This window comes from Novacetimonas hansenii (genome assembly GCF_014843995.1).
GTDB classification, from domain to species: Bacteria; Pseudomonadota; Alphaproteobacteria; order Acetobacterales; family Acetobacteraceae; genus Novacetimonas; species Novacetimonas hansenii.
Genome location: NZ_CP062147.1, coordinates 1,455,312 through 1,481,246 on the forward strand (window position 1 = coordinate 1,455,312; position 25,935 = coordinate 1,481,246).

Annotated in this window: 21 protein-coding genes and 1 other RNA gene; 1 reads left to right on the forward strand and 21 read right to left on the reverse strand. The window is 64.8% G+C overall.

The window, feature by feature from the left end; genetic code table 11:
* Nucleotides 1-68: 68 nt before the first annotated feature.
* The 20 genes from recN to rnpB all read right to left on the reverse strand — a co-directional run bounded on the left by recN (nt 69) and on the right by rnpB (nt 24,296).
* On the reverse strand, nt 69-1,790 hold the full coding sequence (gene recN / locus IFJ82_RS06410) for a DNA repair protein RecN (RefSeq protein WP_192266014.1): 1,722 nt from the start codon (nt 1,788-1,790) through the stop codon (nt 69-71).
* Nucleotides 1,791-1,935: 145 nt separating this feature from the next.
* Nucleotides 1,936-2,814 (reverse strand): outer membrane protein assembly factor BamD, encoded by an 879-nt coding sequence (locus IFJ82_RS06415; protein ID WP_003620583.1) that lies wholly within the window; start codon nt 2,812-2,814, stop codon nt 1,936-1,938.
* A gap of 77 nt (nt 2,815-2,891) precedes the next feature.
* Complete coding sequence (gene lpxC, locus IFJ82_RS06420) at nt 2,892-3,881, reverse strand: UDP-3-O-acyl-N-acetylglucosamine deacetylase (RefSeq protein ID WP_192266016.1); 990 nt, start codon at nt 3,879-3,881, stop codon at nt 2,892-2,894.
* 188 nt (nt 3,882-4,069) lie between these two features.
* Nucleotides 4,070-5,629 carry a cell division protein FtsZ gene (gene ftsZ, locus IFJ82_RS06425; protein ID WP_192266018.1) on the reverse strand — a complete coding sequence of 520 codons (1,560 nt, stop codon included), beginning with the start codon at nt 5,627-5,629 and terminating at the stop codon, nt 4,070-4,072.
* A gap of 90 nt (nt 5,630-5,719) precedes the next feature.
* Nucleotides 5,720-7,132 carry a cell division protein FtsA gene (gene ftsA, locus IFJ82_RS06430; protein ID WP_052955185.1) on the reverse strand — a complete coding sequence of 471 codons (1,413 nt, stop codon included), beginning with the start codon at nt 7,130-7,132 and terminating at the stop codon, nt 5,720-5,722.
* Nucleotides 7,129-8,049, reverse strand: a complete 921-nt coding sequence (locus IFJ82_RS06435; protein ID WP_062809048.1) for a cell division protein FtsQ/DivIB — start codon at nt 8,047-8,049, stop codon at nt 7,129-7,131. Before IFJ82_RS06435 ends, ftsA begins: the two co-directional genes overlap by 4 nt.
* Nucleotides 8,046-8,990 carry a D-alanine--D-alanine ligase gene (locus tag IFJ82_RS06440; protein ID WP_192266020.1) on the reverse strand — a complete coding sequence of 315 codons (945 nt, stop codon included), beginning with the start codon at nt 8,988-8,990 and terminating at the stop codon, nt 8,046-8,048. The genes IFJ82_RS06435 and IFJ82_RS06440 overlap by 4 nt, the downstream gene beginning before the upstream one ends.
* Nucleotides 8,987-10,006 (reverse strand): UDP-N-acetylmuramate dehydrogenase, encoded by a 1,020-nt coding sequence (murB, locus tag IFJ82_RS06445; protein WP_225578802.1) that lies wholly within the window; start codon nt 10,004-10,006, stop codon nt 8,987-8,989. Before murB ends, IFJ82_RS06440 begins: the two co-directional genes overlap by 4 nt.
* Nucleotides 10,006-11,457: a UDP-N-acetylmuramate--L-alanine ligase gene (gene murC / locus IFJ82_RS06450; protein ID WP_003620573.1), complete on the reverse strand. Its 1,452-nt coding sequence runs from the start codon at nt 11,455-11,457 to the stop codon at nt 10,006-10,008. Before murC ends, murB begins: the two co-directional genes overlap by 1 nt.
* 32 nt (nt 11,458-11,489) lie before the next feature.
* Complete coding sequence (murG, locus tag IFJ82_RS06455) at nt 11,490-12,605, reverse strand: undecaprenyldiphospho-muramoylpentapeptide beta-N-acetylglucosaminyltransferase (RefSeq protein WP_003620571.1); 1,116 nt, start codon at nt 12,603-12,605, stop codon at nt 11,490-11,492.
* Nucleotides 12,602-13,771 (reverse strand): FtsW/RodA/SpoVE family cell cycle protein, encoded by a 1,170-nt coding sequence (locus IFJ82_RS06460; protein ID WP_003620568.1) that lies wholly within the window; start codon nt 13,769-13,771, stop codon nt 12,602-12,604. Before IFJ82_RS06460 ends, murG begins: the two co-directional genes overlap by 4 nt.
* On the reverse strand, nt 13,771-15,171 hold the full coding sequence (murD, locus tag IFJ82_RS06465; protein ID WP_192266022.1) for a UDP-N-acetylmuramoyl-L-alanine--D-glutamate ligase: 1,401 nt from the start codon (nt 15,169-15,171) through the stop codon (nt 13,771-13,773). The genes IFJ82_RS06460 and murD overlap by 1 nt, the downstream gene beginning before the upstream one ends.
* Entirely contained in the window at nt 15,168-16,259 is a 1,092-nt protein-coding gene (gene mraY / locus IFJ82_RS06470) for a phospho-N-acetylmuramoyl-pentapeptide-transferase (protein WP_003620564.1), read from the reverse strand. The genes murD and mraY overlap by 4 nt, the downstream gene beginning before the upstream one ends.
* On the reverse strand, nt 16,259-17,686 hold the full coding sequence (locus IFJ82_RS06475) for a UDP-N-acetylmuramoyl-tripeptide--D-alanyl-D-alanine ligase (RefSeq protein ID WP_192266024.1): 1,428 nt from the start codon (nt 17,684-17,686) through the stop codon (nt 16,259-16,261). The genes mraY and IFJ82_RS06475 overlap by 1 nt, the downstream gene beginning before the upstream one ends.
* The gene (locus tag IFJ82_RS06480; RefSeq protein ID WP_192266026.1) at nt 17,683-19,158 is read right to left on the reverse strand and encodes a UDP-N-acetylmuramoyl-L-alanyl-D-glutamate--2,6-diaminopimelate ligase; all 1,476 of its coding nucleotides are present in this window, start codon (nt 19,156-19,158) and stop codon (nt 17,683-17,685) included. Before IFJ82_RS06480 ends, IFJ82_RS06475 begins: the two co-directional genes overlap by 4 nt.
* A 2-nt stretch (nt 19,159-19,160) precedes the next feature.
* Entirely contained in the window at nt 19,161-21,176 is a 2,016-nt protein-coding gene (locus IFJ82_RS06485) for a peptidoglycan D,D-transpeptidase FtsI family protein (protein WP_075632202.1), read from the reverse strand.
* A gap of 36 nt (nt 21,177-21,212) precedes the next feature.
* Nucleotides 21,213-22,046, reverse strand: a complete 834-nt coding sequence (ftsL, locus tag IFJ82_RS06490) for a cell division protein FtsL (RefSeq protein WP_192266027.1) — start codon at nt 22,044-22,046, stop codon at nt 21,213-21,215.
* Complete coding sequence (rsmH, locus tag IFJ82_RS06495; RefSeq protein ID WP_003620553.1) at nt 22,043-23,065, reverse strand: 16S rRNA (cytosine(1402)-N(4))-methyltransferase RsmH; 1,023 nt, start codon at nt 23,063-23,065, stop codon at nt 22,043-22,045. The genes ftsL and rsmH overlap by 4 nt, the downstream gene beginning before the upstream one ends.
* Complete coding sequence (gene mraZ / locus IFJ82_RS06500) at nt 23,062-23,541, reverse strand: division/cell wall cluster transcriptional repressor MraZ (RefSeq protein ID WP_003620548.1); 480 nt, start codon at nt 23,539-23,541, stop codon at nt 23,062-23,064. The genes rsmH and mraZ overlap by 4 nt, the downstream gene beginning before the upstream one ends.
* A gap of 327 nt (nt 23,542-23,868) precedes the next feature.
* Nucleotides 23,869-24,296: RNase P RNA component class A (gene rnpB / locus IFJ82_RS06505), an RNA gene on the reverse strand.
* A gap of 167 nt (nt 24,297-24,463) precedes the next feature.
* On the opposite strand from rnpB, the gene IFJ82_RS06510 reads away from it, so the two are divergent.
* Complete coding sequence (locus IFJ82_RS06510; protein ID WP_192266368.1) at nt 24,464-25,360, forward strand: alpha/beta hydrolase; 897 nt, start codon at nt 24,464-24,466, stop codon at nt 25,358-25,360.
* 130 nt (nt 25,361-25,490) lie between these two features.
* On the opposite strand, the gene IFJ82_RS06515 is transcribed toward IFJ82_RS06510, so the two are convergent.
* Entirely contained in the window at nt 25,491-25,934 is a 444-nt protein-coding gene (locus tag IFJ82_RS06515; RefSeq protein ID WP_192266029.1) for a hypothetical protein, read from the reverse strand.
* Nucleotide 25,935: the final 1 nt, after the last annotated feature.

Sequence of the window (25,935 nt, forward strand, 5' to 3'; positions counted from 1 at the left end):
CCGGCCCCGCCGCGCGGGCAAGGATGTCCTGACAGGACCGCGCCAGGTCCTTGGCGGATTCCGTCATGTCATTCCCCTTTCAGAAGGCTGTCGGCAGCGGCGCGCGCGGCGGGTGTGATCGTGTCACCAGAGAGCATGCGGGCGATTTCCTCCAGCCGTGCCGTATTGTCGAGGGGGGCTGCATGGGTTTCGGTCCGGTCGCGCACCACCTTCTTGCTGATGCGCAGGTGCGCATCCCCCCGTGCCGCGACCTGCGGGCTGTGGGTGACAACCAGCACCTGCACATCGCGCCCGACCATATACAGCCGTTCCCCGATGGCCGATGCCGTGGCCCCGCCCACGCCTGAATCAACCTCATCAAACACCAGCGTGGGAATTGCCGAACGTCCCGCCAGTACGACCTTGAGCGCCAGCATCAAGCGTGACAGTTCACCGCCCGACGCCACCTTGGCCAATGGTCCAGGGGGCTGGCCGGGGTTGGCGGCGATCAGAAAGGATGCCTGCTCCTTGCCGCGCAGGTTCCATGCCTCGGGCGGGAGGGGCAGGAGTTCGACAATGAAACGCGCGCGTTCCAGACGCAGCGGGCGCAGTTCCGCCATCACGGCCGTTTCCAGACGGCGTGCGGCCTTTTCGCGCGCGGCCGTCAGTTTCTGCGCCGTGTCCTCGAACTTCGCACGGGTTTCCGCCATCGCGGCCTCCAGCACCTCGATGCGGGCATTGCCTGAATCCAGTGCGCCAAGCCGTTCGTTGAACGCGGCAAGCAGCCCGGGCAGCTCCGGCACCGAAACCCCGTGCTTGCGCGCTTCGGCACGCAGGGCAAATAACCGTTCCTCGGTCTGTTCCAGCAGGCGCGGATCAGCCTGCGCGTCGGAGGCAAGGCGTGAAAGCAGGCTTTCTGCTTCGGCAAGCGCTTCTTCCGCGCGTTCGAGCGCATTGAGCGCCTCCTGTGCCGCGGCCTGCTCTTCCGCCCCGATCGCGCCGGGATTGAGGTCGGTCGGTGTGGGCAGCAGGCGTTGCAGCGCACGGCTGGCGTTGCGCAGGGCAGATGCGGGGCTGACACCGCGGCGTTCGCGCGGGGACAGATCACTCAGGGCGGCGGCAATCGCTTCGGCCCGGCGCTCTCCCTGCTGCAATGACTGGCGCATGCCCGCAAGGTGTGTCTCCTCATCCTCCATCGGGGCAAGGGTGGACAGGTCATCGGCGGCCTGACGCAGCCAGTCTTCCTCCCGCGCCGCACTTTCCATTTCCGCACGCGCGGCGGCAAGTGCCGCCGTCGCCTCGATCCAGGCGCGATAGGCGCGTGCGGTGTTCGTGCGCAAGGCGCCGGGCACGCCAAAGGCGTCAAGCAGGTCAAGATGGGTGCCCTGATCCGCAAGCCCCATCTGTTCATGCTGTCCCTGGATTTCCACCAGAAGCGAAGCCGCACGGCGCAGCAGCGTCACGCCGACCGGCTGGTCATTGATATAGGCACGCGACCGTCCGTCCACCGTCACGATGCGGCGCAGCAGGATCGGCTCTGCGGGTTCCTCTATGGCGATGCCCTGTTCCGCGAGCAGCGCATGCACCGGATGGTCGGTTGCGATTTCAAAGCTGGCGCTGACACTGGCCTGTTCCGTGCCCGCGCGCACCAGCGACGCGCTGGCACGTTCGCCAAGCGCGAGGCCGAGACTGTCGAGCAGGATGGATTTCCCGGCCCCCGTTTCCCCCGTCAGCACCGTCAGCCCGGCGATAAAGGACAGGTCGAGCTTCTCGATCAGGACGACATCGCGAATCGAGAGATGTGTCAGCATGCGGATGATCCGATCATCAGGTCAGGCACAATGGGCGCGACCTAGAGCATTTCCACCGAAAACCGGTTCGGTGAAAATGCTCCGGTTTATGGTTTTTACGAGCATCTTCGCCTGTTTGAATGCACGCATTCAAACAGGATATGCCCTAGAAGATCGAATGCCATGCCCGCGAAAATGCGTTGCGTCCCTGCTTGCTGGCGCGGGGGGGGACGCCCTTGATGAGGTGATGGTCACGCAGATGGTCATAGGCGTCGTGATACCATTTGCTGTCGGGGTAGTTATAGGCCAGCACCGCCCCCGTCTTGCGCGCCTGTTCCAGCAGCCCGAGGTCGAGATACACCTCCACAAGGCGTTCAAGTGCTTCTGGCACATGGTTGGTCGTCTGGAAATCCTGCACCACACGCTGGTAGCGGTTGACCGCCGCCTGGTAATTGCGCTGTTCCTGATAGAAACGCCCGACCAGCATTTCCTTGCCCGCAAGATGGTCGCGGCACAGATCGATCTTCAACTGTGCATCGCGGGCATAAGGTGTCTGCGGAAAGCGTGTGATGACCTCTTCGAGCGCATCCATCGATTCGATGGTGCCCTGCTGGTCACGCTGTACGTCGGCGACCTGTTCATAATAGCACAGCGCACGCAGATAGAAGGCATAGGCGGCATCAGAACTGGTGGGATGCAGTTCAAGGAATCGGTCGAGCTGCTGCACCGCCTCGGGATACTTGCTCTGCAGATAGTCGGAATACCCCTCCATCAACTGTGCATTGGCAGTGTATTGGGAGTAGGGATAGTTACGTTGCAGCACGTCGAACTGGATGGTCGCAAGGACATAGCGGTTGGTGCGCAGGGCATCAACACCATGATTATACAGGGTTTCTGCCGATCCTACGCGGGGCGCATGCTCCATGATCGCGCTGTTGCCGTTACACGCCGCAAGGAAAGCCAGCGCGGGCAGGCCCAGCAGGCGCGGCGCGATGCCACCAAGTCGGCGGAGAAGGAGGGAGTGTCGAGTTCTGCGTGGTGACATGCCGGCTCTTCCAGTTGCGCGTGCTTTATATCATGTGCGCAAGCGTGGTGAAGAGCATCGTATCGTTTTCATGTGCTTCATGCGGCGACGCGACCGATCTGCCCCTTGTGCAGGGGGGCGCCATGCAGGCGCCATGCGGTCGTATCGGCCATCAATGCCCGCAACAGGCGGTTGTTCAGGGTGTGCCCTGATTTATGCCCATGAAAATCGCCGTGGATCATCGCGCCGGACAGGTAAAGATCGCCAATCACATCAACCACTTTGTGGCGCACGAATTCGTCCGGCCTGCGCAACCCGGTGGGATTGAGGATGCGGTCGCCATCGACAACGATTGCGTTTTCCAGTGATCCCCCCCGTGCAAGCCCCGCCGCATGCAACGCATCAATTTCGTGACGCAGGGTAAATGTGCGGCAGTTTTCAAGGTCACGCCGGAACGAAGAGGCACAGACCCGTGCGGAAAATATCTGCCGCCCGATGGCCGGTGCCGCAAATTCGATCGACATGCTGATGGTCAGGCCATCGGTCGTGGGGGGGGACAGTTCGGCGAACGCGTCCCCGTCCTCCACCCGCACGGTGCGCAGGATCTCCAGCGTGGGGCGGGCGGCGGCCTGGCGTTCACGCCCGGCGCAGTCCAGAAGGAACATGAATTCGGATGCCGAACCATCAAAGACCGGCACTTCTGGTCCATCGAGGTCGATATACGCATTGTCGATCCCGCATCCGCACAGGGCGGACATCAGGTGTTCGATGGTCGCCACCCGCAGGGGCGAAGACGGCGCCGCATCACCAATAACCGTACTGAGCCGCGTATCGACCACATGGTCGTAAACGGCAGGGATGATGCGGCCATCAAGGTCGGTGCGACGGAAAATGATGCCCGTATCGACGGGGGCGGGGACCAGAGACAGCGCAATGCGCCGCCCGGTATGCAGGCCCGTGCCGATGCTGCTGATGGGGCGGCGCAACGTGTGCTGCCACATGGCATCAGGCGCGTCGGGCCGGGGCATGACCGTTTCGGTAACGCACGAATCGCTAAGTTCACGCGGACCTATCGACATGCCATCCATTGTGCGCATCCCTCGATACAGGTGAATATGTTGGCTACGGAGCAGGTGAGGGAATAGTAGGCCCGACGTGTCCGGTTTCACCAGTCAATGATTATTGCCAAGCGTTACCATGTCCAGACACGTGAAAAAACATGGCCGGGCATGGTGTTACATTCTGCAACGCCATGCCCGGCTGGTGTTTTTTTCGATTATCCGCGACGCAGGAATGCGGGAATGTCGAGGCCATTGTCATCAGGCGTGCCGCCGTTGCCCTGTGGGGGGGCGCTGCCCTGTGGTGCGCTGCCCTGGGGGGGGCGTGACTGCCCCTGCGGCAGGGACGGTTCGGTCCGCTCCGTCTGGGCCGGGGGGGCGGCCTGCGGTTCCGGCTGCTGCGGGGTGGCCGAACGGCGGCGCAGCGCGCCGGTAACGATGCCGAACAGGTTGCGCTGCGGCTGCGGCGGTTCGGTGACGGTGGCCTTGGCCCCATCGGAAAACAGCGATGAACGCGGCGACCCGCGCTGCGCCTGTGCCACCTGTTGTGGCACCGTATGCGGGGACGGGGCCGAAGGGGGCATGTTGGGCTGACGCAGCGGTGTGGCCCCGGCGGACAGATGTTGCGGTGCTGCCGCCCCCATCGGCGGGGCGGCGGGGGGCTGCTGTCCCATGGGGGGCGTGGCGGGCGGTGCCGCCTGTGCCGTCGCCTGTGCCGGGGCGGGGGGCTGCTGCTGCGCGCTTTCTGCCACAGGGGTTGCCGCGGGTGGCGGCGGTGCCGCGGCGGCGGCCTTGGCGTGGTCCGTCGCGCTTTCGATGCCTGTCGCTACCACGGATACGCGGATGCGGCCATTCAGGTTCGGGTCGATCGCGGAACCGAAGATGATGTTGGCGTCGTCCGCCACTTCCTCGCGGATGCGGTTGGCGGCCTGATCCACCTCGAACAGGGTCAGGTCCTCGCCCCCCGTGATGTTGATCAGCAGGCCCTGCGCGCCACCCATCGACGTGTCTTCGAGCAGCGGGTTGGAAATCGCCCCTTCGGCGGCGGCGATGGCGCGATTTTCACCCTCCGCCTCGCCCGTGCCCATCATGGCCTTGCCCATTTCCGCCATGACCGTGCGGATGTCGGCAAAGTCGAGGTTGACCAGCCCCGGCGCCATCATCAGGTCGGTCACGCCACGTACGCCCATATACAGGACGTTGTCGGCCATCTTGAACGCGTCCTGCCAACTGGTGCGTTCATTGGCCAGCCGGAAAAGGTTCTGGTTGGGAATGACGATGAGCGTATCGACAAACTGCTGGAGTTCGGCAATCCCCGCATCCGCCGACTTGGCACGGCGGCCACCTTCGAAGGTGAAGGGCTTGGTCACGACGCCCACCGTCAGGATGCCGCGTTCGCGCGCCATGCGGGCGATGACCGGCGCCGCCCCCGTGCCCGTGCCCCCCCCCATCCCGGCGGTGATGAAGATCATGTGCGCGCCATCCAGGTGGCGCGACAGTTCGTCGCATGCTTCTTCGGCTGCGGCCCGCCCGATTTCGGGTTTTGCCCCCGCGCCAAGCCCCTGCGTCAGATGAGGGCCAAGCTGGATGCGACGATCGGCCTTGCTGTGGGACAATTGCTGCGCATCGGTGTTGGCCACCACGAATTCCACGCCCTGCAACTGCATGTTGATCATGTTGTCAACGGCATTGGTGCCACCGCCGCCAACCCCGAACACCGTTATGCGTGGGGTGAAATCCGAATGGTTCTGCTGCGGGATGGTCAGATTCAGGGTCATGGTCGGCTCCCGAAGGCGAGGGATGGGTGGATGGGGGCGCGCATTGTGCGCTTGCTTATCGGGTATTAAATAAAGACTTTATCGTTAATATCATACCCTGTCGCGGATGAAATCGACGAAACGTCGGAACAGGCCGGTCGGGCGTACATCGCTGATTCCCGTATCGTTCAGCGCGTCGCCCGCACCTGCCGCCCATGCAAGCAGACCGGCGGACGTCGCAAACATCGGCCATGTCGCCGGGTTTTCCGGCAGGCCATGGATATGGCGTGGATGACCAAGTCGGACGCGCCGGTTAAGGACACGCGCCGCCATCGGGCCGATTCCCTCCAGCAGGGAACCGCCACCCGTCAGGACGACACGCCCGTCGGCGGCAGGCCCCAGCCCGGCCATTTCCAGGCGGTCATTGACCATTTCCAGTGTTTCCTCCACGCGCGGATGAATGATGGAGACGATCCTAGAGCGGGGAATTCTGACATAATGATGGTCGTTGTCGCCAATAAGCTGCACCAGCACCATTTCCTGATCATCGCCGGAGGAGATTTCGGCTGACCCGTGCATGGTCTTAAGCCGTTCCGCATTGTCGATGGAGGTGGACAGGCCATGGGCAATGTCACGCGTGATGTGCTGACCGCCGATGGGGATGCTGGCGGTATGGATCAGCCTGCCTTCGCTGAATACGGCGATGGAGGTGGTGCCCCCGCCCATATCCACCACCGTGACGCCAAGGTCGCGCTCCTCCTCATTCAGGACGGCAAGACCGGATGCCAGCGGGGCAGAGACCATGCCCGCGATCGTCAGGTCCACACGCGACAGCACTGCCTCCACATTACGCAGCGCCGTGGTGTTGGCGTCGATCACATGCATGCGCGCGGAGAGGTGATCGCACAGGTGGCCGCGCGGGTCAGGCACGCCCTGCGTTTCGTCCACGGCGTAATCCAGCGGCAGCGTATGGATGGCCGAACGTCCTTCCGTCAGGGCGCGCATGCGTCCTTCGGTCGTGATCCGGCGCATGTCCGCGTCCCCGATCTCGCGCCCGCCGATGGGCCAGCGGATGTTGAGGTGGCGGCTTTCGGGATGGCCGCATGACAGGTTGATGAAAATCTCGTCCTTGCGCAGGGTCGCCATGTCTTCGGCCTGTCCCACGGCGGCACGTATCGCGGCTTCTGCTTCCTTGAGGTCGACAATCCCGCCACAGCGCACGCCGTGCGAGCGGCGCCACCCATGGCCAAGCACCCGCAGCGATCCGTCCGGCTCCCCCTTGCCGATCAGGCACACGATCTTGGTCGAACCGATGTCCAGCACGCTGAACAGGCCGGAACGCAGCTTGCGCTGGGGGCGGTCCTCCGCCATCGGGATGATGTTCGTCACCGCGCGCCGGTCGCGCCGTGCCGTGTTCGGCAGGGCGGGAACCGGGGCAGCCTGCCGCAGGGCTGGCACAGCGGGTACGGCGGGCGTACGCTGTGGGGCGGTGGGGGGATCGGGGCGGATGATCAGGTTACTCATGCACGTCTCCGCACATTGGCCATGTCCGGGCGGGTCCATGGCATGTCTGGGGCGGGCAACCCGCTGGGGGCTGCCGTGCCGGGGGGCGTATTGTCATTGCCTGCGGGGTGCGGGGGCTCGCGGATGATCAGGCGGTCGGGCAGGCGCATGTCGATGGAGAGGACGGGACGTTCGAGAATGCGCATGTCCTGCTGCATCTGCGCCAGCCGCCTGAGCGCGGGGACTTCTTCCCCTTCGGGCAGGAGTACGACCGTGCCGTCGCGCAGTGTTAGGTTCCACCGTCGTTGCCCCACGCGTACGGCCGCCGCGACATGGGCACGTACTTCCGGTTGCGCGGAGAGTTCATCCATCAGCGCGGCTGCGGCAATGTTGGCGTCCGGCCCGACCACCAGCGGAAGCTGCATGAACGCCTGTGCATCCTTGCCGGTCATGCCCTGATCGCGCACCTGATTGCCTTCGCGGTCGATCAGCATGAAATGCCCGTGGTTCTGCCATACCGCAAAGGGGCGGCGTTCGATCAGGTGGATGATGATCGTATCGGGCAGGTGGCGTTCGATCACGGAATGGTCCACGAACGGCAGGGCGTCGATCCGTTGCCGCGCGGCATTGAGCGAGAAGCCGAGGATGAAGTCCCCCCTGCGCACGCCAAGCGCATCCTGAAGGGCGTCATCCCCCGTCAGTTCGTTGCCCGTGACCGTGATGTTCGTGATACGCAGCGGCAGCATGTTGACAATGCGTGCGCGCAAGGGGGCAAAACGTTCATCCGACCCCAGGCGATGGGCGAATGCGACACATCCCGCCCCCACGGCGCACAGCACGAGGGTAAGCAGCGCAGGACGGATCAGCCGCTTCTGCCGACGTACGAAGATGGACAGCCGCGATGGGCGGTCATTCAGGTTGTCGGCCGCCCGCTTCATGTACGACAGGTCGCCTGTTCCACCAGCCACTGGCATAGCTGCGGATAGGCCACGCCACACGCCGCCGCCTGTTCCGGCAGAAGCGAGGTTTCGGTCATGCCGGGCTGTGTATTGGTCTCCAGTATGACCAGGCGTCCGGCCCCGTCGGGATCGCGGGTATCGTCATAACGGAAATCGGTGCGTGACGCCCCCCGGCATCCCAGCGCCCGATGCGCCGCAAGCGCGAGCGCGCGGGCGTGTTCGAACGCATCGGGATGGATGCGCGCGGGCAGTACATGCGATGACCCGCCCTGCTGGTACTTGGCGTCATAATCATAAAAGCCGTTCCCGCCGTCATCGCGTGGCGTGATGTCGGTTACGGTCAGCGCCCGGTCGCCCATCACACCTACTGTCAGTTCGCGTCCCGGTATGAACTCCTCAACCAGTGCGGAAGTTCCAAACCGCCATGACCGGGCGATGCTGGCGCGGGTGTTCGCACCCGCGCGGATGATATGCACCCCGACGGATGACCCTTCGTTCAGCGGCTTTATGACATATGGCACGGGCAGGGGGTCCGCAGCCTCCAGTTCCGACATGGCAACGACCATCCCGCGCGCCACCGGCAGGCCCGCCGCCGTGAACACGGCACGTGCCGCCGCCTTGTCCATCGCAACGGCAGAGGTACGGACCCCGGAATGGGTATAGGCAATGCCCATCCAGTCCAGCACGCCCTGTATGGACCCGTCCTCCCCAAACCTGCCATGCAATGCATTGAACACGACATCGGGGCGGTGCGTTGTAAGGTCGGAGACAAGCGCGCCCAAATCCTCACCCGCGATGACCTGCCGCACCGGATAGCCAAGTGAGCGCAGCGCGTCCGTCACACCTGCACCGGATTTCAGGCTGACCTCGCGTTCCGCCGACATGCCCCCCATCAGGACGGAGATATTCTGTCGTGTCATGCTGTCGTCTCCTTGCCCGGCGTCTCCTTGTCCGGGGGCTGTTCGGGGGGATGTGCGGCGGGCCGCCCGATCCGTCGGATTTCCCATTCAAGGGTCACGCCGGTATGTTCGCGCACGCGCGCGCGCACCCTCTCGCCCAGTTCCTCCAGCTCCGCGGCGGTGGCAGCGCCGGTATTGAGCAGGAAGTTGCAGTGTTTCTCGCTGACCTGCGCCCCGCCGAGCGTCAGCCCCCGGCAGCCTGCCGCATCGATCAGTTCCCATGCCTTGCGGTCCGATATGTCCGGCGCGGGATTGCGAAATGTTGACCCCCCGGTACGCGCACGCACGGGCTGTGCCGCTTCGCGCGCGGCGCGGATCTGTGCGATGCGTTCGCGGATGGCCGTGCCGTTCGACGGTTGCCCGCACAGGCGCGTGCGCACCACCACGGCCCCCTGTGGCACAAGGGCATGGCGGTAGCTGAACTTCAGCGCCCCGCCCGGCAGGCGCAGGGCCTCGCCATCGCGGGTGATGATTTCCACCCAGTCAAGGATGTTGGAAATGTCCGAGCCATAGGCCCCCGCGTTCATGGACACCGCCCCGCCCAGCGCGCCGGGGATGCCCGCAAGGAATTCCATCCCCGCAAGGCCGCAGGTTGCGGCATGTTCCGCCACCGTCATGTCCAGGCATGCGGCCCCTGCGATCAGCCCGTTGCCGTCATGCGCGATGTCGGCAAAGCCACGACCCAGGCGGATGACCACGCCATCAATGCCGCCATCGCGGATGATGGTGTTCGAACAGGCGCCAAGCACGCGTACCGGCACCTCCAGCGGGATATGGCGCAGCGCAAGGGCGAGGTCGCGTGCATCGGCCGGCTGCACCAGCAGTTCCGCCGCCCCGCCCACGCGGAACCATGTCCGTGGCCCCAGAGGGGCATCAGGCGTAAGGCGCCCGCGGAAATCCACCAGCGCACGGATCAGGTCCTCGCGCCATTGTACGGGGGTGGGGGCGGCAGATGCGCCAGTTGCAGCCTGTGTCATTACGCCGCATCTTCCCCCTTGTGCGCCGCCGGGGCGGACGGGGCGGATTGCAGTTCGGCAAGCTGCCCCGGCAGGGCCTGCGCCCAGTGGGTGATCGACCCCGCGCCAAGGCAGACCACGAAATCACCGGGGCGGGCGATCGCATTGATCATTTCAGCAAGATGTTCCGGCCCGGGCAGGGGCACGACGGAACGGTGCCCGCGTTCACGCAGGCCCTCGACCAGGGCATCGCGGTCCATTCCTTCTATCGGCTGTTCGCCTGCGGCATATACGTCGGCGATGATGACGGTGCCAGCATCGTTCATGCATGTGCAGAATTCGTTAAACAGGCTCTGCAGTCGCGAATACCGGTGCGGCTGCATCACCGCGATGACATTGTTCGCCCCCGCCTGGCGCGCCGCCTTCAGGACGGCGGCGATCTCCACGGGGTGGTGGCCGTAATCATCGATCACGGTGATGCCGCCCGTTTCCCCCGTGCGGGTGAACCGGCGCTTTACCCCCTTGAACGCGGCAAAGGCAGAACGGATTGTCGCATCGTCAATTTCCATTTCCACGCCCACCGCGATGGCCGCCAGCGCGTTTTGGACATTGTGATGGCCCAGCATCGGCAGGCGGAACGGCCCCGCGCGGCGTGAACGGTTGCGGTTGCGGCTGGTGACGACCACCTCGAACGTGGCGCCAAGCTTGTCGGTAATGACCTTTTCCGCGCGGATGTCGGCCTGCGGGGAAAAGCCGTAGGTGACGATCCGGTGGTCCGACAGGCGCGGGATCATCTGCTGCACGGCGGGATGGTCGATGCACAGAACGGCAAAGCCATAGAACGGGATGTTGGAGACGAACTGGTCATATGCCGCCTGCATCGCCTCTTCCGTGCCCCAATGGTCCAGATGTTCGGGGTCCATGTTCGTCACCACAGTGATGACGGAGGGCAGGCGCAGGAAGGAGCCGTCGCTTTCGTCTGCTTCCACCACCATCCAGTCGCCCGACCCCATGCGGGTATTGGTGCCATAGGCCTCGATAATGCCGCCATTGATGACGGTGGGGTCCAGCTTCGCAGCCTCCAGCACGGCGGCGACAAGGCTGGTGGTCGTGGTCTTGCCATGTGTGCCGCCAACCGCGACGGACCAGCGCAGGCGCATCAGTTCGGCCAGCATTTCCGCACGGCGCACAACCGGGATCAGGCGCGCGCGCGCGGCCAGTACTTCGGGGTTGTCGCGTTGCACGGCGGTGGAGGTCACGACCACCTGCGCCGCGCCAAGGTTGGCGGCGTCATGGCCGATCGTGACCGGGATGCCCGACGCGCGCAGGCGTGCGACATTGGCGCTTTCGGCGATGTCGGACCCCTGTACCGCGTAACCCAGCATATGCAGCACCTCGGCAATGCCGGACATGCCGATGCCGCCTATGCCGACAAAGTGGATGGTGCCAATGGAAAGGGGCAGGGCTCTCATTATGTATCAGTCTCCGTCTTCGCTCTGCCGGATTAGGCGGCACTGGCCATGGGATGCAAGCATCCTTCTATCATGTCCGCCAAACGTGCGGCGGCGTCGGGGCGTCCAATCGCGCGCGCGGCCGTGGCGGCACGCGCCAGCGCATCGCGATCACCCAGCAGTTCCACCAGCATCGCCGCCAGCCTGTCGGGGGTAAGTTCGGCCTGCGGGATCATCCATGCCGCGCCCGCGGCGACCAGCGCGCGGGCATTCGCGCTCTGTTCGTCACTGGCGGCGATGGGCAGCGGCACGAGAATCGCAGGGCGTCCCGCGACCGTTACCTCTGCCACCGATGATCCGCCCGCGCGTCCGATCACCAGATGCGCGTCACGCAGCAGGTCGGGCACGTTGTCAAGGAACGGCGCGACGGATGCCGGGATGGCACAGGCGCCATAGGCCGCGCGCACACGCTCCATATCCTCGGTGCGGACCTGTTGTGTGACCTCGATGCGCGCACGCAGCGGCGGGGGCAGCGTCGCAAGGGCCGCGGGGACGATATCGCTGAAGATGCGCGCGCCAAGTGATCCGCCCCAGACCAGCAGCCGTATCACGCCGCTTGAGGGGTGATACGGCACGTCATGCACCGTTGCGATATCGGGGCGTACCGGCATGCCCGTTTCGGTGACGGGAACGCCCGGGGGCAGGCCAGCCACGGTGGGGAAGGAGGTTGCGATCGCCCGTGCCCAGCGTGACAGGAACGCATTCGCCCGGCCCATGACCGCGTTTCCTTCATGAAGGAATATCAGCGGCCGGTCCCTGCCCATCAGGTGCGCACCCAGAAGGGGCGGGACGGAAGGATACCCCCCGAATCCCACGACTGCCGCAGGTTGCAATCCGCGCAGGATCGCGCGCGCGCGCCATGTCCCGTGCGCCAGCGCCAGGGCTGCGCGCGCGGCGCGTACCGCGCCACGTCCGGCAATTCCCGCGCCGGGCAGGACGAACTGCTGCCGGCCGGCGAAAATCCCCTTTTCACGGATGCCCGCGCGGCGGTCGGTCATCAGGCCGACCTCGTGCCCGCGCCGGACCAGTTCACTTGCCAATGCCTCCGCCGGGAAGAAATGCCCCCCCGTGCCGCCGGCTGCGATGATGATGGGGCGCGGGCGGGTCATGGGCGGGCTCTCCGGTTCAGGAACGCGGGCGTGGATGGCCCGAACTGGCTGTCGTTGGTGTTGACGCGCGTGCGTGTCAGCGCAAGGACCATGCCGATCGTCAGGGCAACGGACATGGCGGACGAACCGCCATATGAAATGAAGGGCAGCGTCATGCCCTTGGTCGGGATCAGGTGCAGCGTCGATCCCATGTTCACGAATGCCTGCAACCCGAAGCCCGTCACCAGCCCGGTCGTGGCGATGACGATGAAAGGATCGTTTTCACGCAGGAGCTTGAGCAGCGCGCGAATGACGATCACGGCAAAGACCCCGATGATGAACATGCATACGATCATGCCGAATTCCTCCCCCGCGACGGCGAAGACAAAGTCGGCATGTGCATCAGGCAACAGGTCCTTTACGCGCCCTTCGCCCGGACCACGGCCCAGCAGCCCGCCATTGCCAAAGGCGCGCAGGGCGGTGTCGATCTGGTAATGGTCGCCCACCTCGGGGTGGAGGAAGCGCTCCACGCGGGAACGGACATGGGGGAAAACGGCATAGGCGCCGATAAAGGCCGCGATCATGCATCCCACGCCACCCGCCACGAGGAACAGGCTGAGCCCATCGACGAAAAGCTGCGTGATGAAGACGGTCGTAATGACGCTGAGCATCCCGATGTCGGGCTGTGACTTCAGCAGCAGCAGCACAATCCCGAACAGGCCGAGCGCAATCAGCATGCCGGGAAAGAATTTACGTTTCTGCCGTTCCGTCAGCAGCCACGCCGTCACCACGGCAAAGAAGGGCTTTAGGAACTCGGACGGCTGTACCGACATCATCGGCAATGCGATCCAGCGCCGTGCGCCCTTGATCTCGATCCCATGTACCAGTGTCAGCGCGGTGGCCATGATGCCCAGCACGAATCCCACGGCACCCACCACCTTTATCGTGCGTATCGACAGCAGCGACGTGCCGATCACGATGGCCGCGGCAAGCAGCAGGAAGCACACCTGTTTGAAGATGAACATGTCGCGTGATGCGCCGATACGCACCGCCACGGCCGGGCTTGCCGCCAGCATCAGGATATAGCCGAACCCGATCAGGATACCCACGCAGATCAGGGTGACGCGGTCCACATTGCGCCACCACCGCGCCATGGGCGATGTGTTGATACGTGACAGGGCCGCCATTATGCCCCATCCCGTCGCGGGGCGTGCGCATCCGCCGCCAGTGCGCTGACAAGCCCGGCAAAGTGCTGGCCGCGTGCCTCGAACCCTGTGAACTGGTCAAAGCTCGCACATGCAGGCGAGAGCAGCACCACAGGGGTATGAAGCGTGCGCGCGGCCGACAGGGCGGCGGGCACCGCATGGTCCAGCGTGCCGACAATGGTATGGGCGACCCCCTGTTCGCGCAGTGTGTGCGCCAGTTCGGGGGCATCGCGCCCGATCAGGAACGCATGCGCCACACGATCGAACAGGGGGACAAGATCTGCGATCCCGCCTGCCTTGGCAATTCCGCCCGCGATCCAGATCATGCGCTCATGACACGACATCGCGCGTGCGGCGGCATCCGCGTTTGTGGCCTTGCTGTCATCAATGAAACGGATGCCGTCAATTGTGCCGATGGTTTTCTGCCGGTGGGCAAGCCCGTCGAACGATGCCATGGCGGCCCCGATGATGGTGCGGGGACAGCCCAGCCACAGCGCAATGGCCGTCGCGGTGGCGGCATTTTCCGCATTATGCGCGCCGGGCAGGGAAGGGGCGTGCGCAAGGTCGGCAATCACGCCCGTACGGTCACGCAGCAGCCCGTCGTGAACCGACATGTCCGGCGCATCGGCCCCCCCGCCAGCCACCATCACGTCGATGCCGCGTGCCCGCAGATCCGCCGTCAGCCTGGCGCAATCCGGCAACGTATCGCCCAGTACGGCAAGATCGCCCGTGCCCTGACGGTCGAAGATATGCAGCTTTGCACGGCTATAGCCCGCCATGTCCCCATGCCGGTCCAGATGGTCGGGTGTCAGGTTCAGCAGGCAGGCCGCATCGAAATGCATCCTGTCGAGGCGTTCGAGCATGTACGATGACATTTCAAGAACATAGACACCATTATCGGGCAATAAGGGCAGTGACAGGGCCGCAGGGCCAAGATTGCCACCGGCAATGGCGGGAATGCCGGCATGATCCAGCAGATGGGCCAGCAGAACGGTGGTCGTGGATTTGCCATTGGTGCCGGTCACCCCCACGAACCGTGCATGCGATCCCGCACGGCGGACGGCGCGGAACAGGAATTCCGCATCCGACACGATCGGCACCCCCGCCGCGCGCGCCATCGCCGCCACCGGATGGGGGGCCGGCAGGATGTGCGGGATGCCGGGTGACATCACCAGCGCATCGAACCCCGCCATGTCCACCAGCGGGGCAAAGCTGACACCCGCAGGGGCGTCAGGGGGGGCATGTCCCGACAACGTATCGTCCCACGCCTGCACCCGTGCCCCCATCGCGCCCAGCGCACGGGCAGCGGCCATGCCGTTGCGGCCAAGGCCCAGCACGGCGATGTGTTGTCCGGTGAACAGGTCGGTGGGAAATGTGTTCATCTCAGTTTCAGTGTGGCAAGGCCACACAGTCCCAGCACAATGGAAACGATCCAGAAGCGTATGACGATTTTGGATTCAGGCCATCCCTTTTTCTCAAAGTGATGATGCAGGGGCGCCATCAGGAAAACCCGGCGCCCGGTACGCTTGTACCAGAAGACCTGGATGATGACCGAAAACGTCTCGATCACGAACAGCCCACCGACGATGCACAGCACCAGTTCATGCTTGACCGCAACCGCGACGGCCCCCAACGCCCCGCCAAGGGCGAGTGATCCGGTATCCCCCATGAACACTGCGGCAGGTGGCGCGTTGAACCACAGGAATCCCAGCCCCGCCCCCACCAGCGCGGAGCAGAAGATCCCCAGTTCCCCGGTGCCCGGCACGGCATGGAGTTGCAGGTAATCGGCAAAGATATGATTGCCCACCAGATAGGAAATCAGCGCGAAGACCAGTGCCGCGATGGTTACGGGCACGATCGCCAGTCCGTCCAGCCCGTCGGTGAAATTGACCGCATTGCCAAAGCCCGTGATCGTAATCATCGCGAACACCGGAAAGGCATAGCCCAGCGGCAGCAGCAGGTCTTTGACGAAGGGGAAGGCAAGGTGGTTCGCAAGGTCCGGTGGCATCAGCCCCTCGATCCAGATCCCGCCAATCAGGGAGACCGCGAATTCACAGCCCAGGCGCATGCGCATCGACACGCCGTCGGTGTTGCGCCGCGACAGCTTGAGGTAATCATCGGCAAAGCCGACCGCGCCGAACGCAAGGGTGATGGTCATGACCGCCCAGACGAACCCGTTCGTCAGGTCCGCCCACAACAGCGTCGATCCCAGCAGGGAGACAAGGATCAGGACACCCCCCATGGTGGGGGTCCCGGCCTTTTCCACCAGATGGCGTTCCGGCCCCAGTGTGCGGATGGGCTGTCCGCCGCGCTGGATGCGGCGCAGGCGCGCAATCAGCGGGTTCCCCAGCATGAGGCTGAGCACCAGCGCCGTCAGGCATGCGGCCCCGGCGCGGAAGGTGATGTAGTGGAACAGGTTAAGGACCGAGACATGGCCCGCCGCGTGGCGTTGGAACAGGTCATAAAGCATCAGGCGCGCCCCCGCGCGTCATCATGCGTGCCAAGGGTGTTCAGGGCATCGACCACCTGGCGCATCTTCAGCCCGAGGCTGCCTTTGACAAGGATGGCGTCACCCGCGCGCATCGCCGCGCGCACCTGTGGGGCAAGGGTCGCGGCATCGGGTGCCCATGCACCACGTCGGGAGGGGGGCAGGAGATCAAAGAGATATTTCATGTTCGGGCCGCAACAAAAAACAAGGTCCGCATGTTCGCGGACATCTGGAAGAAGGGATTCATGCTGGTCACGCGCAAACGCGCCCAGTTCGAGCATGTCGCCAAGTACGGCGATACGCCGCCGTGCCGGGACCTGCCCCAGGACATCAAGCGTCGCGCGGATCGAGGCGACCGACGCGTTGTAGCTTTCATCAAGCAGGCTTGCCTGCCCGTGCAGTATGGGGGTGATCGCCCCGCGTCCGGCCCCGGGGCGGAAATCCGCAAGGCCCCGCACCGCGCATGCCATGTCCGCCCCCACCGCGTATGCCGCCGTCAGCGCAACCAGCGCATTGCCCGCCATATGGCGGCCCGGTGCATGCAGGTCGACCGTGCCCGACCATCCGTCGATCAGGGCACGGAACGCACCACCATCGGGGCGGCGCTGGAAATCTTCCATCCGCGCCGTGCTGCCGGGGTGCGTGCCCGCCGTCCACAGGCGCGCGCCATGGTTACGGGCCTGTGTGGCGAAGATGGCCATGCCCGTCACGTCATCGGGCACGATCGCCACCCCGTCCTGCGGCAGGGCCGCGATCAGGTCCGACTTTTCACGCGCGATGGCCTCCAGACTGCCCATATGTCCAAGATGCGCCCCGGTGATGGTCGTGATGACCGCGACATCAGGCCGCACCATCTGTGCCAGAGGGGCGATTTCGCCGGGGTTGTTCATGCCCACTTCACACACGCAGAACATGGCCGACGCAGGCAGGCGCGCCAGTGTGAGCGGCACACCCCAGTGATTGTTGTAAGACGCAACCGCCCAATGGGTCGGCCCGCACGCGCCCAGCGCATGGCGCAGCATGTCCTTGGTGGTGGTCTTGCCCACGCTGCCGGTCACGGCGATCATCCGGCCCGCGAACCGCGTGCGCGCAAATGCCGCCATGGCGTTGAGCGCGGCCAGTGTGTCATCCACCAGCAAGATGCGCGCGTCCTCCACGCCGGGATCGCGATGGGCGATCACAACGGCCGCACCGGCATCCAGTGCACGGGCGATGTGCGCATGCCCGTCGGAGTTTTCCCCCACCAGTGCGACGAAGATGTCACCTGCCGCCAGTGTCCGCGTGTCGATGGAAACACCGGTTGCGCGCAGACCCTCGCACGATGCCGCGCCGGGGTGGGGGGACGCGCGGAAATGCCCGCCCGTCGCCGTGAGGAGTTCGGTGCCGGTCCACAGGATGGGGGCGGTCATGGGGCGTTCGCCAGTTCGCGGATGACGGAAACATCGTCAAAGGGCAGGACCGTCGTGCCGACCGTCTGCCCCTGTTCATGGCCCTTGCCCGCGACGACCATCACGTCCCCGGGCTTGAGCCGCGACAGCCCCTCGGCAATCGCCTGCCTGCGCCCGCCGATATCGCTTGCGTCCGGCGCGCCCGTCATGACCTCGCGCCGGATGGCTGCTGCATCCTCCGTACGGGGGTTGTCATCGGTGACGATGGCCATATCGGCCAGGCGCCCCGCAACCGCGCCCATCAATGGCCGTTTACCCCGGTCACGGTCGCCACCTGCGCCAAATACCGCCACCAGCCGCCCCGACGCATGTGGCCGCAAGGACAGCAACAGCCGTTCCAGCGCGTCGGGCGTATGGGCGTAATCAACATAAACCGCCGCCCCGTTGGGTAGGGTCACGGCATGTTCCATCCGCCCGCGCACGCCGACAAGGGCGGGAAGGCAGTTGATGGCCGCGGACATCATATCCCTGCTGGTCGCCGCAAGCCCGGCGGCCAGAAGCATGTTATCCACCTGGTAACGTCCGGGCAGCCGTGTGGCGACCTCATGCCGCGTGCCATTGCATTCCACATCCAGCACCTGCCCATCCGGGCGCGGGGTCACGCGCAGCAGGCGGATCGCATCCCCGCCTTCCCCCACCAGCCGCAGGTCCAGCCCCCGTTTCACGGCAATGGCGCGCAGTGCCTCCAGCGTTGCGCCCTCCATGTCCGCGTTGGCCACCGCCAGGCCACCCGGCGGCAGCAGCGTATCGAACAGGCGCAGCTTTGCCGCGCGATAGCTGTCCATGTCACCATGGTAATCAAGGTGATCGCGCGTCAGGTTGCTGAACCCGGCAGCGGCAAGCGGCACCCCGTCAAGGCGGCGCTGCGCAAGGCCATGGGAGGAGGCCTCAATGGCGATGTCATCCACCCCATGTTCATGCAGGGTGCCAAGCGTCAGCGCCATCGTCACGCCATCGGGTGTCGTCAGCGATGGTCCCGACAGCGCGGGCACGGTGGGGGAGATGATGCCAAGCGTGCCGATGCTCGCGGCGGCATGTCCCTGATGCTGCCAGATCTGGCGCACGAATTCGACCGTACTCGTCTTGCCATTCGTGCCGGTCACGGCGACGACATGGCCGGGCATCGCGGGCATCAGCGCTGCCGCCATCACCGACAGGGCATGGCGCGGGTCGTCGGTTGCGATGCATGCAATGTCATGTCCCGCCTGCCGCACCGCAGCGCAGGCATCCGGTGTCGAAATGATGGCGCACGCACCCTGTTGCAGCGCCTGCGTAATAAAGGCGCGACCATCGGCGCGGTTGCCCGCGATGGCGGCGAAGATCATGCGCGGGCGCACCTGCCGGCTGTCGGCCGTGATCCCGCTGACTTCCGGGTCATGGCCGCAGCCATTCGTCGGAAGGCCCGCGCGGTGCAGTGCTGTCGTCAGTTTCATGTCTATCCCCGTTCCTGCCGCTTCTTTAACGGCATGGCCCCTTCGCGTTCGTCCCGTGCGGCATGCATGCGCGCCAAATGCCCCGCTTCGGACGTCATTTCCCCTGTCCCATGATGGCTGCCATGGCGACCACCCTCGCTTTCATGCAGGTGCATGGTGCCAGGATCATTCCCCGGACCCAGCGCGCGATATCCATGCGGGACGGGCGGGCGCATCGGGATGAACAGGGAATTCTCGATCGCCTCCTGATGCGCGGTGTCGGGGAACAGGCCCATCATCGGTGCGATGCGGGTGATGATGTGCGATGCCGTCGGCGCGGCGTTCCATCCCGCCGTGGTCCATCCATGTGTCTGTGCCGTCGGTTTGGGACTGTCGAGCATGACATAGACCGCATAACGCGGTGCATTCATCGGGAATATGCCGGTAAAGGCCGAAACATTGACATGCTTGAGATAGCCGCCATGCGCGCCGATCTTTTCGGCTGTACCCGTCTTGCCCCCCACGTAATAGCCTGCGGATTCCGCCCGGTCGCCCGTGCCCTTGGTCACGTCAAGGCGCAGGATCTTGCGCAGGATGGATGAATTTTCCGCCGAGATCAGGCGTTGTGCATCCGGGGTCTGTGCCGCCATGTCCGTATCGGGCACGGGGGTGCCGCCCGGCGTCCTGTCCTGGTCATGCAGCAGCAGCGTGGGTTTGAGCAGGAAGCCACCATTGGCCGTCGCCGCCGTGCCGCGCACGATGGCCAGGGGAGGTTCTGCCACGCCATGTCCGAAGGCGACGGTCATGACAGTGGAAACACCCCAGTTGCGCGTGGAAGGGATAATGGGGTGCCCGGCCTCGGGCAGTTCGATGGGAACGCGCGCGAAAAAGCCCATGTTGCGCAGCCAGTCCTGCTGGCGCGCCGCCCCCGCATCAAGCGCGATATGCGCCGCCGCAGGGTTGGAGGAATGGGCCATGACCTCTGGCAGGGAAAGCCACGGGTCGAAATGGTCGTTTTTCATGTCGGAAATGGTGAAGCGCCCGACCTTGATCGGCACGCTGGAAAAACGGTCCCATATGTGCGCGACCCCATCCTGCAGCGCCATGGCCGTCGTCTGCAGCTTGAAGGTGGAGCCGGGTTCATACATGCCCGTCACCGCGCGGTTGAAGCGGGCGTCGGCGGGGGCATGGCCGAAATCATTGGCGTCATAGTCAGGCAGGCTGACCATGGCGATGATCTCCCCATTGCGTACATCCATCACGATGGCGCATGCGCCGATCGCCTGGAATGTATCCATGGCCGATTGCAGTTCATCATGGACCACATTCTGCACCCGGACGTCGAGCGAGAGCGTGAGCGGCGCGCGGTTACTGTCGAGGCGCTTGTCAAAGAACCGTTCCACCCCGGCGACGCCATGGTCGTCGATGTCCACCCCGCCCATGATCTGCGCTGCGACGCGCCCCATGGGATAGCGACGGCGTTCACCCGGTTCGAAATAGATTCCGGGAATGCCCAGATTGTTGATCGCCAGTTCCTCTGCCGGCGAAATGTCACGCGCCAGATAAACAAACTGCCGTGCCGATGACAGGCGGCGCAGGGTTTCCGCCGCGTCAATATGGGGAAGTACCTGCTTGAGCTTGCGCGTGGCGTCCTGCGGGTCGATCATTTCCTGCGGGTTGGCATAAACCTGTGCCACCGGCAGGGAAATCGCCAGCGCCTGGCCGTTGCGATCCACGATGGAGGCCCGATGCACCTGCGGCAGGACGATGTCGTTGGCCACCATGCCCTTCGGGTCGCTTTTGGGGATGGGCGGAACCTGTGGCGCGATCTGGTGCTGCTGTGGGGCAAGCGGCATGATGATCGTCGCAATACTCAGCTTCACGCCCACCGCGCCGAACAGCACGCAGAAAACCCCCGCCACGACCAGCAGGCGGGTGTCCGTTTTGTAGCGTGCCATGTTCATGCGCAAAGTCCCGCCTGTGGGGCGGGAACTGTCCGTATGTGTATCCTGGCTGGGCGGGCGGGGCGTATCGTTCATGTCACCGACGGTATCCGGCAGCGGAAGCGACCGTCGTCAGTTGCTGACGGGTACGGGCGGGGGAAGGGCGGACGTACGGGAATTGGCCAGCGAACTGCCACCCCCGCCACGGACGGAGGAAAGTGTGTCTGCCGGATGCCATGCCGCATCCGACACTTCATGCGCGGGATGGTAACGATAGGGCGCGACATGGGTGCTGGCCAGTACGACGTCATGGGTGGGGGCCGCCGTGTGGGTCACGCGTGCGGGCAGGTGGGCCGGGGCCTCATTCTCCGCCATGACGGTGGCGGGACGTTCAACCGGACGTGGCGCGGGCTTTGGCACGTCATGTTCCGGTCGGTCGGCATGCAGGGCGGTGGCCTCCACACGGGCGGCCTCCACACGGGCGGGTTGCGCATGGCGTGTCACCGGCGTGGGGGATGGCGACATCACGGGCGGTCGCGGGGTACTGGCCTGCGCCATCACCATGGGCGCGGCATGCGGATGCGGCACGGGGTCGGGCGTGGTGACGGTCATGTGGTCCGCAGCAAGGGAGATACCCATATTCGCACGCGGGTTGGCCGGTGCAATGGGCGTGGCTCCCGGCGTGGGCAGATGTGAACCCAGGGCGGCCATCTGTACGAATTGCGTTGGCGCCACAGGGCGCAGCGTCGGGTCATAACGTTCGGCCAGGACATGCAGCCGGTCGGGCTGGTTCAGCATCGTCCATTCCGCGCGCAGCATGGCCGTCTGGTCACGCGTGCGTTCGGTCTGCATCACGATCTGTGCGATCTTCTGGTCCAGCGCGGAAGTCTGCTGTTTCTTGGTATACAGGAACAGCCCGGACCCCGCCGTCATGAGGGCGCATAAAAGCGTGATGATGCGGATCATTGCTGCTGTCCCATGTATGTGGCGGAATCCGTGTCCGGGAATGTCATGACGCGTTCGACCGTGCGCAGCCGCGCGCTGCGTGCGCGCGGGTTATGGCGGCATTCCGTATCCGACGGGCGGATGGCCTTGTTACGGACAAGGCGGAAGGCGGGGCGTTGCGTACTCTGCATGGCGGCGCCCGGGTCGTGGCGTGAAGGGCCGGGCATGCGGCCTGATGCGCGGTTCATCGCAAGCTTTACCAACCGGTCCTCCAGCGAATGAAAGGACACGACCACCAGCCGCCCGCCCGGCGCCAGCAGGCCAAGCGCCTGTTCCAGCCCGCGTTCGATCTGCCCCAGTTCGTCATTCACATAAATGCGCAGGCCCTGGAACGTGCGCGTCGCGGGGTCGATGCCCGAACGGTCCGCCCGCACGACCGAACGCACGATGTCCGCCAGCGCCGCCGTGGTGGTGATCGGGTTTTCCGCCCTTGCCGCGACAATGGCGCGCGCCACCCGGCGCGACATCCGTTCCTCGCCATAGGTATAGATGATGTCGGCCAGTTCGCTTTCCTGATAGCGGTTGACGACATCGGCGGCGGTCGTGCCCTCGTCCCCCATGCGCATGTCCAGCGGCCCGTCCATGCGAAAGGAGAATCCGCGCTCGGGCTGGTCGATCTGATAGGAGGAGACCCCAAGGTCAAGCACCACGCCATCAAGTGCATCCACCCCACGCGCGGCAAGGAGGGAGGCCATGTCCCCGAACCCGCCCTTGATCAGGCGCAGGCGCGACTGTTCCTGCCCGTCGGGGAAGGACGTCGCCAGCGCCGCGCCACGTGCGATGGCGGCGGGATCGCGGTCGATGGCCCACAGCGTGCATTCCGCCGCCGACAGGATGGCGCGCGCATATCCGCCGCCGCCAAACGTCCCGTCGAGGTAGGTCGCGCCATCGCGCGGTGCGAGGTCACAGAGCACCTCTGCCAGCATGACCGGTATGTGGCCGCCATCAATGCGGGGTGGGGTGGGGGGCGTCGTGGTCATGCCGATCCTTCCGGTGGGGAGGCGGCCGTTTTCCTGCCCGATGTCAGTGCCCGCGCCCGTGTGCGCGCCTCGTCCCGGCGCTGCGCCGCGGCGTCGGGGTCCCATACCTGAAAGATGCGTCCCAGCCCCATGAACGTGACCTGTTCGGTCAGGTTGGCGTGCGCACGCAGTGTTTCAGGCAGCAGGATGCGTCCTTCCTTGTCCGCGTCGATGGGATAGGCATCGGCATAGAGCGCGGTGGCAAGGTCGTCATGGTCCTCGGAAAAGATGTCCACTTCGTCCAGCGGGCGCGCAAGTGCGGAGAATGAGGCGCTTGGCCATGCTTCGAGGCAGGGATGCAGATGGGACGGGCGCATGATGACCAGCGGTTCGCCCGCCCGTGAAAGGGTGCGCAGCGTCGCGCGGAAAGCCGACGGGATGGAGACCCGCCCCTTGGCATCCAGCCGGTTCTGATGCGTGCCAAGGAATACACTCACGCTGCGCGATGCCCTCCCCGGCATGAATTACAGAAGGTCCGAGACCGTGCCCGGCGCGGGTGAAAGGTGCTTCCTTCACTCAACTTCACTGGGTCTATGTGGGATATCATGGGATTTCATGGGCGGTCAATTAAAGATATGCAAAAAATGGCGGCAGACTGCTATTGTTCAGCCGTAAGGGGTGTAATGACAGGTAAAGAGGAATATATCCGGCAGACCGGGGGCATAAATGCCACCAGCCGACAGATGTTTATGTTTTGTTCTTTTTAATGAATACTTAATCCCGCCTCTGGGTTCGTGCCATGCAGGCCCATGTGGGGGGATAAAGATGCCAGACGGTCTGTAAGCCGGGTTCTGTCCATCCCCGAAGGGATGGGACGACCATTCCTCTGGGACGCGCCTTGCGGCACGCCTCACGCGACCAACCCGAACGACGGGGCGGAAAGGCCCCTGACGGCGCGGACCGGAATCCGCCCGCCTGCCGTTCCTATTCGGTCTTGCTCCCGGTGGGGTTTGCCCTGCCGCCCATGTTACCATGCGCGCGGTGCGCTCTTGCCGCACCGTTTCACCCTTACCCCCAACATCCGGCCCGATCGTAAAACCGGTCCATCAGCCGTGGGGGCGGTCTGTTTTCTGTGGCACTGTCCCTGGGGTCGCCCCCGCCGGCCGTTAGCCGGCACCGTTCTTCCGTGGAGCCCGGACTTTCCTCCATCATTGCGCACGGGCGCGCCGACAGCGGTCGTCCGACCGTCTGGCATGCGGAAACTGGCGGTGCATGCGTCCCGCGTCAAGGGCTAAAGCCTTGGGACGCGAAAACTCATGACCGATTACGAAAGGCGTGCTGTTGTCTGTTTCTGATGTCGCGGCGTCCGCGTCCCTTCCGCGCGAGCGGCTTCCGGGGCTTTTGACCCGCCTGTTCCTGATGGGGGCGAAGGCGAGTGCGGCCCGTCACAATCATGTCCCCCATTCGCTGGAGGATATTCGCCGACGCTTTGACCATCCCTGTTTCCCGCAACGTCTGTCGCGCCTGCAGGTCCGGCGTGTCATCGACATGCGCGTCCCCGGTGCGACTGAACTGCGGCCGGCGCGGCTTTATGTTCCTTATGGCAAGGTGCGCGGCGTCGTACTGTTCATGCATGGGGGGGGATATGTCCATTGTGGCCTGAACTCCCACGATGGGATCTGCTGTCGCCTTGCGCGGCAGTCAGGGGCGGCTGTCCTGTCCTTTGACTACCGCCTTGCGCCGGAAAACAGGTTTCCTGCCGCCGTGGATGACTGCTGGGCTGCGCTGCAATGGCTGGTGGCAGAGGCATGGCGGTGGGGTGGGAAGGTCGCGGTGGCGGGGGACAGCGCGGGCGGTACGCTTGCTGCGGTCCTCAGCCAGATGAGCCGTGGGTGGGGGCATCCGCCGCTTGCCCTGCAATTACTGTATTACCCCTCACTTTATGGAGAGCGCCCGGTTCCCTCGCGTGAAGTCTATGCAAATGGCTATGTGCTCAGCACCCGTGTGATGGAATGGTATGCGCAGGAATATATCCGCGACCCGCAGGATCTTCGCGATCCGCGCCTGGCGCCGGTCTTTGCGTCTTCGCTTGCCAACCTGCCGCCCGCGGTCATCGCCCTTGCGCAGTGCGATCCCCTGCATGATGAGGGAACGGGATATGCCGCTGCGATGCGCACGGCGGGGTCGCGGGCCATCACCCGGACATGGCCGGGGACGGTCCACGGTTTTCTTAATTTCTACTCATTCCTGCCCGGCGGGAAATCCGCGATCCGCTATGGCGCGCGACACTTGCGTGAAGCATTCGCCCGCACCTGAACCATACATCCAGATGCAACGGAACCCTCAGTCATCCGGGGGCGCCGCTTTACAAAGGCGGCGTTTTTGAACGTTTCTGGAAAAGCCGCCGCGCGGGCTTTATGCAGGCCTTGCGGCGTGCCATCGCTGTTTACTGGGGCATGGCGTGGAACACGCCGGGGGTCTGCCAGTCGGTCTGCACGCTTTGTGACAGGCGGTCCACACGCAGTGTGAACAGGCGCGGCAGGGTATTGTGGTCGCCCGGACAGGAACCGGAATGGCGTTCCATGACGTCAAGGTTGGTGGCATCGGGCGGGTCGTTGCCGTTGAGGACGAACAGCAGGCAGTCCTTGCGGTCGTGCGTCATGCCGTTATGCGTCACGATCGTGCGGAAATGTTCCACAAGTGCGGTGTTGTCGAACCAGCTGACCTTTGAAAAGGTCAGCCGGTCGGCGGCCTGGTCCATCCACCCCATGCGCATGACGATAAAGGCCAGCAGCGCCATGGGGATCACCATCAGCACGCGCCGGACGATCCGCTGGCGGATGGTCATGGGCGCGCGCTTGCGGCCGGAAAGGCGGGGGGAAACGGCCATG

What these genes read in the sequence shown, in the direction of transcription:
- recN (WP_192266014.1), bottom strand. Translation starts at nt 1,790, where the DNA reads ATGCTGACACATCTCTCGATTCGCGATGTCGTCCTGATCGAGAAGCTC.
- IFJ82_RS06415 (WP_003620583.1), bottom strand. Translation starts at nt 2,814, where the DNA reads ATGTCACCACGCAGAACTCGACACTCCCTCCTTCTCCGCCGACTTGGT.
- lpxC (WP_192266016.1), bottom strand. Translation starts at nt 3,881, where the DNA reads ATGGATGGCATGTCGATAGGTCCGCGTGAACTTAGCGATTCGTGCGTT.
- ftsZ (WP_192266018.1), bottom strand. Translation starts at nt 5,629, where the DNA reads ATGACCCTGAATCTGACCATCCCGCAGCAGAACCATTCGGATTTCACC.
- ftsA (WP_052955185.1), bottom strand. Translation starts at nt 7,132, where the DNA reads ATGAGTAACCTGATCATCCGCCCCGATCCCCCCACCGCCCCACAGCGT.
- IFJ82_RS06435 (WP_062809048.1), bottom strand. Translation starts at nt 8,049, where the DNA reads ATGAAGCGGGCGGCCGACAACCTGAATGACCGCCCATCGCGGCTGTCC.
- IFJ82_RS06440 (WP_192266020.1), bottom strand. Translation starts at nt 8,990, where the DNA reads ATGACACGACAGAATATCTCCGTCCTGATGGGGGGCATGTCGGCGGAA.
- murB (WP_225578802.1), bottom strand. Translation starts at nt 10,006, where the DNA reads ATGACACAGGCTGCAACTGGCGCATCTGCCGCCCCCACCCCCGTACAA.
- murC (WP_003620573.1), bottom strand. Translation starts at nt 11,457, where the DNA reads ATGAGAGCCCTGCCCCTTTCCATTGGCACCATCCACTTTGTCGGCATA.
- murG (WP_003620571.1), bottom strand. Translation starts at nt 12,605, where the DNA reads ATGACCCGCCCGCGCCCCATCATCATCGCAGCCGGCGGCACGGGGGGG.
- IFJ82_RS06460 (WP_003620568.1), bottom strand. Translation starts at nt 13,771, where the DNA reads ATGGCGGCCCTGTCACGTATCAACACATCGCCCATGGCGCGGTGGTGG.
- murD (WP_192266022.1), bottom strand. Translation starts at nt 15,171, where the DNA reads ATGAACACATTTCCCACCGACCTGTTCACCGGACAACACATCGCCGTG.
- mraY (WP_003620564.1), bottom strand. Translation starts at nt 16,259, where the DNA reads ATGCTTTATGACCTGTTCCAACGCCACGCGGCGGGCCATGTCTCGGTC.
- IFJ82_RS06475 (WP_192266024.1), bottom strand. Translation starts at nt 17,686, where the DNA reads ATGACCGCCCCCATCCTGTGGACCGGCACCGAACTCCTCACGGCGACG.
- IFJ82_RS06480 (WP_192266026.1), bottom strand. Translation starts at nt 19,158, where the DNA reads ATGAAACTGACGACAGCACTGCACCGCGCGGGCCTTCCGACGAATGGC.
- IFJ82_RS06485 (WP_075632202.1), bottom strand. Translation starts at nt 21,176, where the DNA reads ATGAACGATACGCCCCGCCCGCCCAGCCAGGATACACATACGGACAGT.
- ftsL (WP_192266027.1), bottom strand. Translation starts at nt 22,046, where the DNA reads ATGATCCGCATCATCACGCTTTTATGCGCCCTCATGACGGCGGGGTCC.
- rsmH (WP_003620553.1), bottom strand. Translation starts at nt 23,065, where the DNA reads ATGACCACGACGCCCCCCACCCCACCCCGCATTGATGGCGGCCACATA.
- IFJ82_RS06510 (WP_192266368.1), top strand. Translation starts at nt 24,464, where the DNA reads ATGGGGGCGAAGGCGAGTGCGGCCCGTCACAATCATGTCCCCCATTCG.
- IFJ82_RS06515 (WP_192266029.1), bottom strand. Translation starts at nt 25,934, where the DNA reads ATGGCCGTTTCCCCCCGCCTTTCCGGCCGCAAGCGCGCGCCCATGACC.